This window comes from Janthinobacterium sp. GL_088 (assembly GCF_057837845.1).
In genome coordinates, this window is the sequence record NZ_CM174453.1 from 2,046,699 (window position 1) to 2,059,831 (window position 13,133).

At 66.0% G+C, this 13,133-nt stretch carries 12 protein-coding genes; 11 read left to right on the forward strand and 1 reads right to left on the reverse strand.

Features of this window, described 5'->3' with window-relative positions:
* The first annotated feature begins 25 nt into the window (after positions 1 to 25).
* From glyA to AC3IQ7_RS09375, 11 genes are all read left to right on the forward strand, one after another.
* A complete protein-coding gene (gene glyA / locus AC3IQ7_RS09325; protein WP_035826086.1) occupies positions 26 to 1,273 on the forward strand; it encodes a serine hydroxymethyltransferase in 1,248 nt (415 codons plus the stop codon).
* 143 nt (positions 1,274 to 1,416) lie between these two features.
* Positions 1,417 to 1,878, forward strand: coding sequence for a transcriptional regulator NrdR (nrdR, locus tag AC3IQ7_RS09330; protein WP_034759169.1), 462 nt, complete (start codon positions 1,417 to 1,419; stop codon positions 1,876 to 1,878).
* A 219-nt stretch (positions 1,879 to 2,097) separates the two neighbouring features.
* Complete coding sequence (gene pilV, locus AC3IQ7_RS09335) at positions 2,098 to 2,688, forward strand: type IV pilus modification protein PilV (RefSeq protein ID WP_489209149.1); 591 nt, start codon at positions 2,098 to 2,100, stop codon at positions 2,686 to 2,688.
* On the forward strand, positions 2,685 to 3,653 hold the full coding sequence (locus tag AC3IQ7_RS09340) for a PilW family protein (protein ID WP_489209151.1): 969 nt from the start codon (positions 2,685 to 2,687) through the stop codon (positions 3,651 to 3,653). Before pilV ends, AC3IQ7_RS09340 begins: the two co-directional genes overlap by 4 nt.
* An 84-nt stretch (positions 3,654 to 3,737) precedes the next feature.
* A complete protein-coding gene (locus tag AC3IQ7_RS09345; RefSeq protein ID WP_489209153.1) occupies positions 3,738 to 4,322 on the forward strand; it encodes a pilus assembly PilX family protein in 585 nt (194 codons plus the stop codon).
* Entirely contained in the window at positions 4,319 to 8,176 is a 3,858-nt protein-coding gene (locus tag AC3IQ7_RS09350) for a pilus assembly protein (RefSeq protein WP_489209155.1), read from the forward strand. The genes AC3IQ7_RS09345 and AC3IQ7_RS09350 overlap by 4 nt, the downstream gene beginning before the upstream one ends.
* A 59-nt stretch (positions 8,177 to 8,235) precedes the next feature.
* Positions 8,236 to 8,739: a type IV pilin protein gene (locus tag AC3IQ7_RS09355; RefSeq protein WP_489209157.1), complete on the forward strand. Its 504-nt coding sequence runs from the start codon at positions 8,236 to 8,238 to the stop codon at positions 8,737 to 8,739.
* 78 nt (positions 8,740 to 8,817) lie between these two features.
* A complete protein-coding gene (locus AC3IQ7_RS09360) occupies positions 8,818 to 9,348 on the forward strand; it encodes a GspH/FimT family protein (RefSeq protein WP_322429146.1) in 531 nt (176 codons plus the stop codon).
* A 66-nt stretch (positions 9,349 to 9,414) separates the two neighbouring features.
* The gene (gene ribD / locus AC3IQ7_RS09365) at positions 9,415 to 10,488 is read left to right on the forward strand and encodes a bifunctional diaminohydroxyphosphoribosylaminopyrimidine deaminase/5-amino-6-(5-phosphoribosylamino)uracil reductase RibD (protein WP_489210418.1); all 1,074 of its coding nucleotides are present in this window, start codon (positions 9,415 to 9,417) and stop codon (positions 10,486 to 10,488) included.
* A gap of 27 nt (positions 10,489 to 10,515) precedes the next feature.
* The gene (locus AC3IQ7_RS09370) at positions 10,516 to 11,151 is read left to right on the forward strand and encodes a riboflavin synthase (RefSeq protein ID WP_489209159.1); all 636 of its coding nucleotides are present in this window, start codon (positions 10,516 to 10,518) and stop codon (positions 11,149 to 11,151) included.
* Between the two features lie 111 nt (positions 11,152 to 11,262).
* Entirely contained in the window at positions 11,263 to 12,678 is a 1,416-nt protein-coding gene (locus tag AC3IQ7_RS09375; protein ID WP_489209161.1) for a hypothetical protein, read from the forward strand.
* Here AC3IQ7_RS09375 and AC3IQ7_RS09380 read toward each other — a convergent pair.
* A complete protein-coding gene (locus AC3IQ7_RS09380; protein WP_034759136.1) occupies positions 12,675 to 13,100 on the reverse strand; it encodes an OsmC family protein in 426 nt (141 codons plus the stop codon). The two genes, AC3IQ7_RS09375 and AC3IQ7_RS09380, sit on opposite strands and share 4 nt — an antisense overlap.
* Positions 13,101 to 13,133: the final 33 nt, after the last annotated feature.

Consider the following 13,133-nt stretch of genomic DNA (forward strand, 5'->3'; position numbering starts at 1 on the left):
GCACCCTCATACTTGGAGTTTTTACATGTTTGCAAAAGATCACAACCTCGCCAACGTCGATCCTGAATTGTTCGCCGTCATTCAAAAAGAGAATACGCGCCAGCACGACCATATCGAACTGATCGCGTCGGAGAACTACACGTCGCCAGCCGTAATGGAAGCGCAAGGCTCGCAGCTGACGAATAAATATGCCGAAGGCTACCCAGGCAAGCGCTACTACGGTGGCTGCGAATACGTCGACGTGGCCGAGCAACTGGCCATCGACCGCGTGAAACAGCTGTTCGGCGCCGAATGCGCGAACGTGCAGCCGAACTCCGGCTCGCAGGCGAACCAGGGCGTGTTCTTCGCCATGTTGAAACCAGGCGACCTGATCATGGGTATGTCGCTGGCCGAAGGCGGCCACCTGACCCACGGCATGCCGCTGAACATGTCCGGCAAATGGTTTGACGTCGTCTCCTACGGTTTGACGGCGGAAGAAGACATCGACTACGAGGCGATGGAACGCCTGGCCCGCGAACGCAAGCCAAAACTGATCATCGCCGGCGCCTCCGCGTTCTCGAAAAAGATCGACTTTGAACGCTTCGGCAAGATTGCCAAGGAAGTTGGCGCCTACTTCATGGTCGACATGGCCCACTACGCCGGCCTGATCGCCGCCGGCCTGTACCCGAACCCGGTGCCGTTCGCCGACTTCGTCACCTCGACCACGCACAAATCGTTGCGCGGCCCGCGCGGCGGTATCATCCTGATGAAGGCCGAACACGAAAAAGCCATCAACTCGGCCATCTTCCCTGGCATCCAGGGCGGCCCGCTGATGCACGTGATCGCCGGCAAGGCTGTCGCCTTCAAGGAAGCGCTGAGTCCTGAGTTCGTCGAATACCAGAAGCAAGTGATCAAGAACGCCGACGTGCTGGCGAAAACCCTGATCAAGCGCGGCCTGCGCATTGTTTCCGGCGGCACCGAATCGCACGTCATGCTGGTCGACCTGCGCGCCAAGAACCTGACGGGCAAGGAAGCCGAAGCCATCCTCGGTTCCGCGCACATCACCTGCAACAAGAACGGCATCCCGAACGACCCGCAAAAACCATTCGTCACCTCGGGCATCCGCCTGGGCAGCCCGGCGATGACGACGCGCGGTTTCAAGGAAGCGCAAGCGGAAGAAGTGGGCAACCTGATCGCCGACGTGCTGGACAATCCGCATGACGCCGCCACCATCGAGCGCGTCAAAGCGGCCGTGAAAGTCCTGGCCGACGCGCACCCTGTGTACGCAGCATAATTATTTGTCCAGAATGTGTCATACGGAGTAAGATTCTGTATGACACATTCCTTCGTGCCCAAGGGCGCCCGGAGTGATTCGGGCGCCCTTTGTACAAGGGCGGCGATTTCCCGTAATTATTACTATAAAGTTGTAGCCAGCCCATGAAATGTCCATTTTGCCAGCACGGCGACACCCAGGTTCTCGATACGCGCGTATCGGAGGAAGGGGATGCCATTCGGCGCCGCCGCCGCTGCGGCAAATGCGACAAGCGTTTTACCACCTACGAGCGCATTGAACTTATCATGCCGGCCGTCGTCAAAAAGAATGGCAGCCGGACGGAGTTCGCTGCGGATAAGTTGCGCGGCAGTTTGATGCTGGCCTTGCGCAAGCGTCCCGTCGCGGCCGCCTCTGTGGATACGGCCATCGCATCCATCCAGGAAAAACTGCTGACCAGCGGATTGCGCGAAGTCGATTCCGGCTATATCGGAGAACTCGTCATGCAGGAACTGAAGCGCCTCGACAAGATCGCCTACATCCGCTTCGCCTCCGTCTACAAGAACTTCGAAGACCTGGCCGAATTCCAGGACGCGATCGCCGAAGTGGGGCAGGCGCGCAAGCCCTGACGCACTCTGACGTTCACTTTGCCGACAACGGGGCCGCTCATGTGCCCCGTTTTCACCATGCCAGCGCGCGCCTGGCAAGCGGCCTGATCAACACCAACGCTGTTCTTCTCACCTTATCGCCGTGCTGTTTGCGCTAGCGCAGACCCGGCTTTTTGCGCACGCCTATCTTGTAGCTGGGCCGCCTGTTCCTGCGACTCTGTCTGCGGAAGGGAGTAGCGCATGGGCAAGGGCGGTCGCACTATGTTTCCTGCGGGTGGCAGCAGCCTCGTCGAGGTGCTGGTGTCGCTGCTGCTGTTGGCGCTGGGTATGCTCGGTGCCAGCATCCTGCAACTGAACTCCCTGCGCGCGCGCCATGAGTCGGCGCTGTTGTCGGCGGGCGTGCAACTGGCGGCCGGCATGGCCGAGCGCATGCGCGCAAACAGCGTGCTCATGCATGGCCCGGATACGGGCAACCCCTACCTGAACGTGGCCTACGCGGCGGCGGACGACGCCGAAGCGGGCGGCGGTGCGCCTGACTGCTTCGGCACCACCGCCTGCAGCGCGGCCGAGCTGGCGCAATTCGACATCGCCGAATGGCAGCAGCGGCTGCATGCGGCCTTGCCCGGCGCGCGCCTGCGCATTTGCCGTGACACTTCCGCGTGGGATGCCGCCGCCCAAGGCTTGCAGTGGGCCTGCAGCGGCGGCAAGGGCGCACCCATCGTCATCAAGCTGGGCTGGCGCGGCCGCTTGCCCGATGGCTCGCCCGCCGAGAATGCGGCAGGCGAGTCGCTGCCCAGACTGGCATTCCAGCTGGGCGGAGGCGGCGCATGAATACTGTCCTGCGCCGGCAGCCTGGCATGAGCCTGGTCGAATTGCTGGTGTCCCTGTCGCTGGGCGCGCTGCTGATGCTGGCCGCCAGTAGCGTGCTGCTGGCGGCCAGCGGCAGTTATGGCGACCAGTCCGCCAGCGCGCGCCTTGACGACAACGGCCGCTATGCGCTCGACACCATCGCCCGCGCCGTGCGCCAGACGGCGTACGTGAACTGGGACAGCAGCGCCGCGCCCGTCGCCCATGCCGATTTCGACAGCGCCAACGTCGCCGGGCTCGACGCGCGCAGCCTGGGCAAGAACAGCGAAGGCATCAGTGGCGCTTTGCCCGGCGCCCCGCATGGCAGCGACGTGCTGGCCCTGCGCTATTACGGCGCCGGCAAGGAAGAGGGCGGCGACGGCTCCGTGCTCAATTGCGCGGGCTTTGGCGTGGGCGCCGCGCAAACGCAGGCGCAGCGGGGGTGGAGCATTTTCTATGTAGCGCAAGGCGCCGATGGCGAGGGCGAGCTGCGCTGCAAATACCGGGGCGCGAACGGCTGGGGCGCGGACGCCATCATCCGTGGCGTCGACGGCTTCCAGGTGCTGTATGGCCTCGACACGGATACGCCTCCCGACGGCGTGGCGAACCGATATGTCAACGCCAGCGCACTCGACGCCGACGATGCGGCGCTGGTGCTGGAGGGGGCGGATGCGGCCGCGCGCCAGCGTGATTTTCACCGCCGCACGCACTGGAAGCGCGTGGCCAGCGTGCGCGTGGCGTTGTTGTTGCATGGCGAGGCGGGCCAGGCGGACAAGATGGCGGAACTGGGGCCGACGCAGTTCGACCTGTTCGGCAAAGCGTATGCCGAGGCGCACGGCGCCGGCGACATGGGCGTGCGCATCGCGCGCGCGTCCCTGCCTGCCGCGACGCGTTCGCGGCTGCGGCAACTGGTGCAGACGAGCATCATGCTGCGCAACGGACCGGCTTAGGCGGGCGGCGCGATGGCCGGCGCGGGCGTCCGCCGTTGCCTACCTTGTTGCGCATCTCGTGCGCGCCGCGGTGGCGCCACGCTCGTGTATGTGCTGTGCCTGCTGGTGATCATTTTGCTGCTGGGCATATCGGCGGCGCAGATGGCCTTGCAGGGCGAAAAGGCGGCACGCGGCGAGCGCGACCGGCAGATCGCGTTTCAGGCGGCGGAGGAAGCATTGATGGATGCGCAAAATGATATCGAAGGCTTGCCCGGTGCGCCCGGGCGCAGCAGCCTCTTCGCGCCAGGCAGTGCGGCCGGGTTTGAGGACGGCTGCGGCGACGGAGGGGCGCTGGGCCTGTGTCTGCCAGCAGCCCCGGAGGCGCCGGCGCTCTGGCTGAGCACGGACCTCGATGGCGCCGAAGCGGGTAGTCGCACGGTGCCGTATGGCCAGTTTACGGGCGCCGTCATGCAGACGGGGCAGGGCTTCCTGCCGTCGCGCCGGCCCCGCTACCTGATCGAACTGCTGCCGTTTCATCCGCCCGGCGCGCAGGCCACGGCAGTCGCTGGCGGCCTGGTGACGGAAAGCTATGTGTACCGCATCACGGTCATCGGTTTTGGCGTGCAGGAAAGCACGCAAGTCGTGCTGCAAAGTTATTATCGCAAGCAGGCGGCGGGAGCGGGGCCATGAGGGCTTTGTCGTTTGCCTGGCTATTGCTCGGCTGGATTTTCCTGGCTTGCGGCGGCGCCCTTGCCGCGGCCGCACCTCCTGTGGCGCTGGCACGGGCCGACGCAGGTTTGTACGGCGCCAGGGTGCCGCCAAATCTGCTGCTCAACCTGTCTTTCACGCATGCGGCGGTCGCTGCCGCGCATGGCGGCGACTATGCGCCGCAGCGCGAGTACCTCGGTTACTTCCATGCGCGCATGTGCTACAGCTATCCGTACCGCAGCAAGGATGGCGTCATGCTGCCGGACTTGCGCGTAGCGACCGCTTACTTCTCCGTGCTGAAGCCGGCCGATGCGCTGCACGGCTGCGGCGGCGACAGTTTTAGCGGCAACTTTCTCAACTGGGCCAGCATCAGCATGCTCGACCTCGTCCGCTATGCGCTGACGGGTGGCGACCGCGTCATCGACGAAGTGCACAAGACGGTGCTGCAGCGTGCTTATTTACCGGATGCAGACGGTCCCATCGACTTCTTTGCCCACCCCGTCTTTTTCCCCCGCAAGGTTCTGCAGACAGGCGTGGCGGCAGCGACACCGTTTGCTCTGGCGCAACTGGCCATCGTTTCCTGCCGTAACCGCCTGCTGTTCGGCGACGCCAGCTTGCCCCCGGGCGGCAATTGCGACGCGCCCGGCGTTGCTGCCACGCACGGCGTGTTCCTCGCGCGCGTGCGCGTCTGCGACACGCAAGAAGGACCGCTGCGCGACGATTTATGCCTCGCGTACGGCAAGAACTACAAGCCCGTGGGCGCCGTGCAGCGCCATGGCGGCAGGGTGCGCGTGGGCGTGTTTGGCCATTTGAACGGCGTGAGCTCCGGCGCCGGCCCCGTGTATGGCGGCGTGCTGCGCGCGCCGCTGGCCCACGTGGGCAGGCAACGCTGGACGGGGCCTGATTTTATGCCGCACGACAATGCCGGCGAGGAATGGAATCCCGCCACCGGTGTGTATGTGTTCCAGAGCGCCGGTCCTGGCGGCGGGGTGACCGCTTACATCAATGGCCTGGGCCGCGGCAACGCCGGGCATCCCGGCGCGTACGCCAGCGCGGCGCCGCTGGCCGAATTGTTGTACGAGTCGTTGCGTTACCTGCAGGGGCGGCAAGCGAGCGCCGTCGTGCCACCCGCCACGGCCCCGCCCGCCATCGACGACGGCTTGCCGGTCGTGATTGCGTGGAGCGACCCGCAAACGGCCAGTTGCCAGCGCCATGTCGTCGTCAGTCTCGGCGATGCGGGCATGGCGGGCGACCGTTACGTGCCCGGCAATGTCCCGCACACTGCCGCATCAAGCGGCGACCGCGCCCGCGCCGCCGATGGCTTTGCGCCGCCGCCGTTCGATGCGATGGCCTGGACACATGCGGTGGGCAGCCTGGAAAGTGGCGGCGCGCAAGGCAATCCCGCGCCACGGCCCGAACTGGCGGCGCTGGAATGGCTGGCCGACGGAGCGGGCGGCGCCAGCTACCATGCGGCAGGCCTTGCCTACTGGTCGCACGTGCAGGCCCTGCGTCCTGGCAAGAGCGACGGCCTTGCCAAGGTCGAGCACTATGCGGGCGACTTGCGCCAGGGCGATCCGGCGGGCGAATCTGCCGCCACTCCCGTCACCACACCCTTGCTGCTGACGGCCAAATATGGCGGTTTTCTCGATGCGAACGGCGACGCGAATCCCTTCATGAGCGCAACGGGCAGCGCGTTCGATGAATGGAGCCTGGACGGCCGCTGGCCAGCCCATTATTTGCCCGGCAGCGATCCGGCCGCCTTGATCGCGGGACTGCGCGCGGCTTTTGCTGTCGCCGACAAGGCTACCTTGCCGGCGACGCTCGCCGGGCCGGCCCTGATGGCGCTGGCCAGCGGGACGGAAGAGGCATATTGGTTCCAGACGCAGATGCGCCTGGCCGATGGCAGCATGACCTTGTCGCGCACCGCGTTTGCCGTGGGCGCCGATGGGGCACTGCTTCCCGGTAAGTCATCGTGGACCGCTGGCGGACAAGAGAAGCCCGTGCCGGATGGCACGCCCGCGTCCTTGCGAACCGTCTATACGCTCGACGCCAAGGGCGCCCTGATGCCGCTGGCCTGGAAGCGGCTCGATGCGGAACAGCGCGGCGCATTCGACGGCGGCGATGGGCGAGGGGAAGCGCGCCTGGCGTACCTGCTGGGCCAGCGCACGCACGAGGTGGGCCAGCCGGGCGGATTTCTGCGGCGCAGGTCAGGCAGTCTGGGGGCGGCGCCCTACGGCAATTTGCTGTACGTGGGCGCGCCCGGACTGGGCATGCCGGGCGCCGGCTATGGCTTGCACCGCCAGGCGCTGCTGCAGCGGCGCAAAATGCTCTACCTTGGCGCCAACGACGGTTTGCTGCATGCCTTCGATGCGCGCACGGGCAGCGAAGTGTTTGCCTATCTGCCGCAAGCCCTGCTGCACCTTGCTCCAGCCGCTGCGAGCACTCACTACAGCCCCGGCCCGCTGCTCGACGGCGCTGCAGCCACGGCGGAAGTGCTGGCGCTCGGACATTGGAAGACGGTGCTGGTGTCGGGTATGGGTGGCGGAGCGCAAGGCGTGTTTGCGCTCGACATCACCGATCAGGCCCGCTTCGCGCAGGACGGGGCGCTGTGGGAGTTTACGGACCGCGACGACAGGCTGATGGGTAACGTGCGCGCGCCGCCCGCGTTTGCCCGCATCAACATGGGCGGCAAGGAGGGCGCGCCAGCCTACCGCGACTTTGCCATCGTCGCCAGCGGCTACAACAACCATGTCAACGACGGCAAGGACACGACGGTGCCCGCCGCGGCGGCCGCCCTCTTCCTGCTGGCGCTGGACAAGGCGCCCGGCACGCCATGGACGTTGGGAAGTAATTACTTCCGTCTCAAGGTGCCTGTGGCCAGCGGTGGCGGTATTAACGATGGCGGCCATGACACTGATGCGGGCACCGACGCCGTCCCACACGCGCTGGGTTCGCCCGCCGTGGTGCCGGGCAGCGATGGCGCGCTGGCTTATCTGTATGTGGGCGATTTGCAGGGCAATATCTGGCGCCTCGACATGACTGGCGGACCGCCGTGGAAGGACGGGCAAGGACGCAAGCTCGTCTTTGTTGCGCGCGATACCCAGGGCCGGCGCCAGCCCGTGACGCAGCAGCTGAGCGTTGCGTACGCGCCCGGTGGCGGCTATCTGCTGCTGTTCGGCACGGGCAAGCTGGTCGAAGCGGCCGATACCTGGCCCGACGCCTTCCTGTCGCAGTCGTTTTACGCCGTGCACGACGATGTGCGGGCAAGTTCGCCCACGCGCAGCCGGGCCGACCTGGAACAGCGCAGCTTGGGCGAAGCGCTGGGCGGCCTGCGCGTCGACGGCGCCGAACTGCGCTATACGGGCAGCGACGCCATGCGCGGCTGGTACCTCGATTTCCTCGATACCGCGCAGACGGGCGAACGCAGCATCAGCAGTCCCGTACTGGCCGCCGGCAAGGTGCTGTTCAACACCGTCCTGCCGGGGCGCGATCCTTGCGCCAGGCCGGCCACGCGCCTGTACGTGCTCGATGTGCTGAACGGCTTTGCCGCCGATGGCGCCGGTGTCGTGCAAGCGGGCGAGCAGACGGGACGCTTGTTCGATGGCCTGGCGCGCGCGCCGCCGCTGGCGCTGGAGCTGAACAGCACGGTGGGTGCCGCCACGGCCACCGGGCGGGCCGAGGGGCGCAAGGAACTGGCCGTGCTGCAGCCTGGCTTGCCCGGCGCGACCAGCGGGGCAGTGCTCAAGGTCGTCAGCGCGCCGCTGCCGGCCCGGCGCCTGAGCTGGCGCGAAGTGGCGAACTGGCGCGAATTGCACGAGGCGGCCAAGAAAAAATAGGCCCAGGCAAGGCACACGCATCGTACCGGCTGGCGCTTTTTGGGAAAGAGGGAGATCGCATGGGGACGCTGGCAAGGCGGAATGGGTTCGCTGCGAACGGTGGAACTCCTGCTGCCAACCCGCAGGGCTTCAGCCTGATCGAGCTGCTGTCCGCGCTGGCGATCATGAGCCTGCTGCTGGCGCTGGCCGTGTCCGCTTATCACAGCCATGTCGTGCGTGCCAAGCGGGTGCAGGGACAGGCGGCCCTGCTGCGCCTGATGCAGCAGCAGGAGCGCTATTACTCGCAAAATAACCGCTATCTGGCCTTTTCCTCGGCATCGCCGGCGCAGCAGTCGCAGCAATTTCCATGGTGGTCGGGCGAAGGGGGCGCGGCTGGCAGCGCGTATGAAATCGAGGCGCTGGCCTGTCCCGGCCTGACGATCGGGCAATGCGTACTGTTGCGCGCCATGCCGGGCACGTCCAAGGTTGATGCGCAGTTCCAGGATGCCGATTGCGGCGTGCTGTCCTTGAACAGCACGGGCCAGCGCGGCAGCAGCGGCCCGACCAGCCATTGCTGGCCCTAAACCATGGCCACACGCAAGCGGCTACCGAGGAGCAGGCACAAATTCGGGCGCACCCTCGGCCGTACCCTCGGACACACCATGCTCGAATTGCTGGCCGTGCTGGCGATTGCCGCGCTGCTGGCGGCCGCTGCCATGCCCAGCTTGCTGCACCTGCTGGCGCGCCAGCAGGTGCGCGCGGCGGCGACCGACTTGTTCTCGGCCATCGAACTGACGCGGGCGCAGGCGATGGCACGGGGACAACGCGTGCTGCTGGTGCCGGCCGGGCCCGGTGGCGTGGACTGGCGCACGGGCTGGCTGATCTTCATCGACCGCAATGCCAACCTCGTGTTCGATGGCGATGACGAATTGCTGTTCCGCCAGGGGCCGCTGCCGGAGGGCATCACGGCCCAGTTCGCGTTTTCCTCGGCCACGGCGCCGTTTTATATCGCCTACAATGGCGCAGGACGCAGTTGCAGCGCGACCAATAGCCTGGCGGCGCGCTGGGGTACCTTGTCCCTGGCTTTGGGAAAGCAGGTGCGGCATATTAAAATCAATATGCTGGGCAGGGTGCGCGTGTGCGATCCGCAGCAGCAGGCGGCCAATTGCAGCGGCGTGGCCGACAGTTCGTAGCACGACTTATCAATTACTCACCTTCAAGCAAAGAAGCCCGTGGAAACACTCAACGATATCGATGGCATGCGCCTGGCGCTGGAATGGGCGGCGCGCGGTTTGTACACGACCTCGCCCAATCCCCGCATCGGCTGCGTCATCGTCAAGGATGGCCAGGTGATCGGCGCTGGCGTGACGCAGGCGGCCGGGCAGGATCATGCCGAGGTGCAAGCGCTGGCCAATGCGGCGGCGCGCGGCAACGACGTGCGCGGCGCCACCGCCTATGTCACCCTGGAGCCGTGCAACCATCACGGCCGCACGCCGCCATGCTCCGATGCGCTCGTGCGCGCGGGGCTGGGCCGCGTCGTGGCCGCCATGACGGACCCGAACCCGCTGGTGGCGGGGCAGGGACTGGCCAAGCTGCAAGCGGCCGGCATCGCCGTCACCACGGATGTGCTGGCCGACGAGGCTTATGAAATGAATATCGGCTTCTTTTCGCGCATGCAGCGCGGCAAGCCGTGGGTGCGCATGAAAACGGCTGCCAGCCTGGACGGCATGACGGCCTTGCACAATGGCCAGAGCCAGTGGATCACGGGGCCAGAGGCGCGCGCCGATGGCCACGCCTGGCGCGCGCGCGCCTGCGCCATCCTGACGGGCATCGGCACGGTCAAGGCGGACGATCCGCAATTGAACGTGCGCGCCGTCGAGACGCCGCGCCAGCCGCGCCGCATCGTCGTCGACAGCCGGCTCGACATCAGCCTCGACGCGCGCATCCTTGCTGGCGGCGGCACGTGGATCGTGGCGGCAGTTGCCAATCCGGAAAAGGAAGCGCAGCTGCGCGCCCTGGGCGCGGAAGTCATCCTGCTGCCGAACGAGGACGGCAAGGTCGATCTGGCCGCGCTGATGCTGGAACTGGGACGCCGGCAATGCAATGAAGTCCACGTCGAGGCCGGCGCCAAACTGAACGGCTCGCTGATCCGCGAAGGCTGCGTCGACGAGCTGCTGGTCTACCTGGCGCCCACCTTGCTGGGCGACGCGCAAGGCATGTTTGCCTTGCCCGCCTTGACGGATATCAAGCAACAGCGCACTTTGCAATTTCACCAGGTTCAGCAAGTGGGCGAAGATGTGCGTATCCTTGCAAGATTCGCCCAGCGCAATTAATACTTCACACTTTTATAGGGTTAGTTCATGTTTACAGGAATTGTTGCCGCCATCGGCAAGATTGAAACCGTGCAAGCACTCGACGGCGGCCTCGACGCAGGCGTGCGCCTGAACATCCATGCGGGCGGCTTGCCGCTGGCCGATGTGGCCCTGGGCGACTCCATCGCCATCAATGGCGCCTGCATGACGGTGGTGGAAAAATCGGACACGGGCTTTGCCGTCGATGTCTCGCGCGAAAGCCTCAATTGCACCGTGGGTCTCGATACCACCACGGAAGTGAACCTGGAAAAAGCCCTGACCCTGGCCGAGCGCCTGGGCGGCCACCTGGTGTCCGGCCACGTCGATGGCCTGGGTATCGTGCGCAAGTTCGAAGCCGTGGGCGAATCGTGGGAGCTGGTCATCGAAGCGCCGCATGAACTGGCGAAATACCTGGCCTTCAAAGGTTCCGTCGTCGTCAATGGCGTGTCCCTGACCGTCAACAGAGTGGCAGACCTGGGCGCGGGCGCCGTCAACGGCTGCCGCTTCTCGATCAACCTGATTCCGCACACGATCGCCATGACGACCTTGAAACACTTGACGGTCGATGGCAAGGTCAACCTGGAAATCGACCTGATCGCCCGCTATGTCGAGCGCATGTTGTCGCTGGACAAGGCTGCCGCCTGATACGGTAGCTGAAAAGAGCAACACACCTGCCGGCCTTTGCGCCCTGCCAAGCGTGTGTTGCTTTTCTTGCAGACGCGCATACTATGAAGCTTTCCGCAGTGGAGGCTAGCCATGGACCCGATTTCGCGCGCAACCGTGCCCAACACCATCCCGGCCACGTCCCGCGTGGGCGAGACGGTTCCGCTGGCGCCGCTGGCGCCGCTGGCACCTGCACTGCCCGTGCCGCCGTCCGGCGCGGCGGCGGCCCTTGCCATTCAGTCATCGACCCAGGTCGATATCTCCCCGCTGGGCCAGTTCCTGTCCGGCGTGGCCTTGTCGCGCCGGCAACTGCTGGCCTTGCAGGGCGCCACGGAGGAAGCCAAGGCCGCCAATACCCCCGTGAATGTCAATGACGACTTGCTGGCGCTGGCGCGGCAGCTGACGGAATCGTTCGCCCAGCTGCAAACGAGCGGCATCGATGCCAGCCAGCTGGCGACGGCCGGCGATACGCCGGGCAGCCTGGCGCAGCGCTACGATTTGCTGTCGGGCGATGGCACGACGGATGCGGCCGCCGCGCTGGCGCAGGACGGCAACTTGCTTACGCAAGCGCAGCTGGCCCGCATCGGCATCGATCTGCGCAATGAAGATGTCGATGCTGCAACGTTGCAGGCCGCGTATGCGGCCGACAGCAATGCCACTCTGGACGCCTTGCAACAGGGAACGGATGTGCTGGCGCAGGTGGGTGCCGTGCTGGCCCGGCAGCAGGGCGCGCCGCTGGCGAGCAATGTCGAAGCGGATTTGACAGGTGAAACACTGCCGTCCAGTGCCGCGCAAGCCTTGCAGGACGCGCCGCCGCAGGTCGTCGACGAGGCGCCGCCGCAGACGATCGCCATTGCGCAGCGGCAACTGGAACTGCAGCAGCAGCTGGAAGCGGAAGAACTGAACCTGGACTTGCAGGAGCTGCGGCCGCAGCCGTCGGCGCAAGCCGCCGCCGATGCAGCGGAACTACTGCAGGCGCAGCGCGCGGACAAGCAGCGCGTCGATACCCAGCGCATCGACAGCGAACGCATCAATACCGATCAGCAGGCGAAGCAGCAGGAGACTGCGCGCGTGGACGAACTGCGCCAGGGGCAAGTGCAGCAGCAGGGATTGCAGCAACAGGCGCAAGCGGCGGCGGATGATGTGGCGCGGGCGCAACTGGCCGCCAGCGATGCGCAAATGGCGGCTCAGGCGGCCAGTGACCGGGCGCAGTCGCTGGCGCGTGCGGCGCAGGGGCAAGCCGATGCGGGCCTGGCGACGGCGCAAGCCCAGTTGGCCCGGCAAAATACGCAGGCGCAAGAGCTGGCTGCGCAAAACGCGGGCATGGCCGTGCCGCCGCCGTCATCGCAAGACCCGTCCGTGGCGGCAGCCATTGCCGCCTATAACCTGAACAATGCAGCCCTGAATCCGGGGTTGATGAACCGGCCATTGCCGGCCAGCGACTCGCGCCTGCCGCTGGTGGCACCCGTCGCTGCCGTGGCGCCCGTCAAGCCCGTGCCTAAAATCTAGGGCAGCAGGGTGGCGTCCAGGGTAATGTTGGCTTTAAGCAGCTTCGACACGGGGCAGCCGGCCTTGGCCTTGCCCGTCAATTCCTCGAATTTTGCCTGGTCGGCGCCCGGGATCTTTGCTTTCAGGATCAAATGGACGGCCGTGATGGCAAAGCCGTCGTCGACCTTGTCGAGGGTGACTTCGGCCGTTGTCTCCATCTTTTCCGCCGTCAGGCCCGCTTCGCCGAGGATCAGCGACAAGGCCATGGTGAAGCAGCCCGCATGCGCAGCGCCGATCAATTCCTCGGGATTGGTGCCGGGCTTGCCTTCGAAGCGGCTGGCAAAGCCGTAGGGATATTCCTGCAGGGCGCCGCTGCGCGTGCTGATGGCGCCCTTGCCGTCCTTGATGCCGCCTGACCAGATGGCCGATCCGTTGGTTTTCATGTTGCCGCTCCTGTGTGGGGTGTCGCTGCGAGA

Coding starts and splice junctions, on each gene's coding strand:
- ribD (WP_489210418.1), top strand. CDS start 9,415: ATGCGCCTGGCGCTGGAATGGGCGGCGCGCGGTTTGTACACGACCTCG.
- AC3IQ7_RS09350 (WP_489209155.1), top strand. CDS start 4,319: ATGAGGGCTTTGTCGTTTGCCTGGCTATTGCTCGGCTGGATTTTCCTG.
- AC3IQ7_RS09370 (WP_489209159.1), top strand. CDS start 10,516: ATGTTTACAGGAATTGTTGCCGCCATCGGCAAGATTGAAACCGTGCAA.
- AC3IQ7_RS09380 (WP_034759136.1), bottom strand. CDS start 13,100: ATGAAAACCAACGGATCGGCCATCTGGTCAGGCGGCATCAAGGACGGC.
- AC3IQ7_RS09360 (WP_322429146.1), top strand. CDS start 8,818: ATGCTCGAATTGCTGGCCGTGCTGGCGATTGCCGCGCTGCTGGCGGCC.
- AC3IQ7_RS09340 (WP_489209151.1), top strand. CDS start 2,685: ATGAATACTGTCCTGCGCCGGCAGCCTGGCATGAGCCTGGTCGAATTG.
- pilV (WP_489209149.1), top strand. CDS start 2,098: ATGGGCAAGGGCGGTCGCACTATGTTTCCTGCGGGTGGCAGCAGCCTC.
- AC3IQ7_RS09375 (WP_489209161.1), top strand. CDS start 11,263: ATGGACCCGATTTCGCGCGCAACCGTGCCCAACACCATCCCGGCCACG.
- AC3IQ7_RS09355 (WP_489209157.1), top strand. CDS start 8,236: ATGGGGACGCTGGCAAGGCGGAATGGGTTCGCTGCGAACGGTGGAACT.
- glyA (WP_035826086.1), top strand. CDS start 26: ATGTTTGCAAAAGATCACAACCTCGCCAACGTCGATCCTGAATTGTTC.
- nrdR (WP_034759169.1), top strand. CDS start 1,417: ATGAAATGTCCATTTTGCCAGCACGGCGACACCCAGGTTCTCGATACG.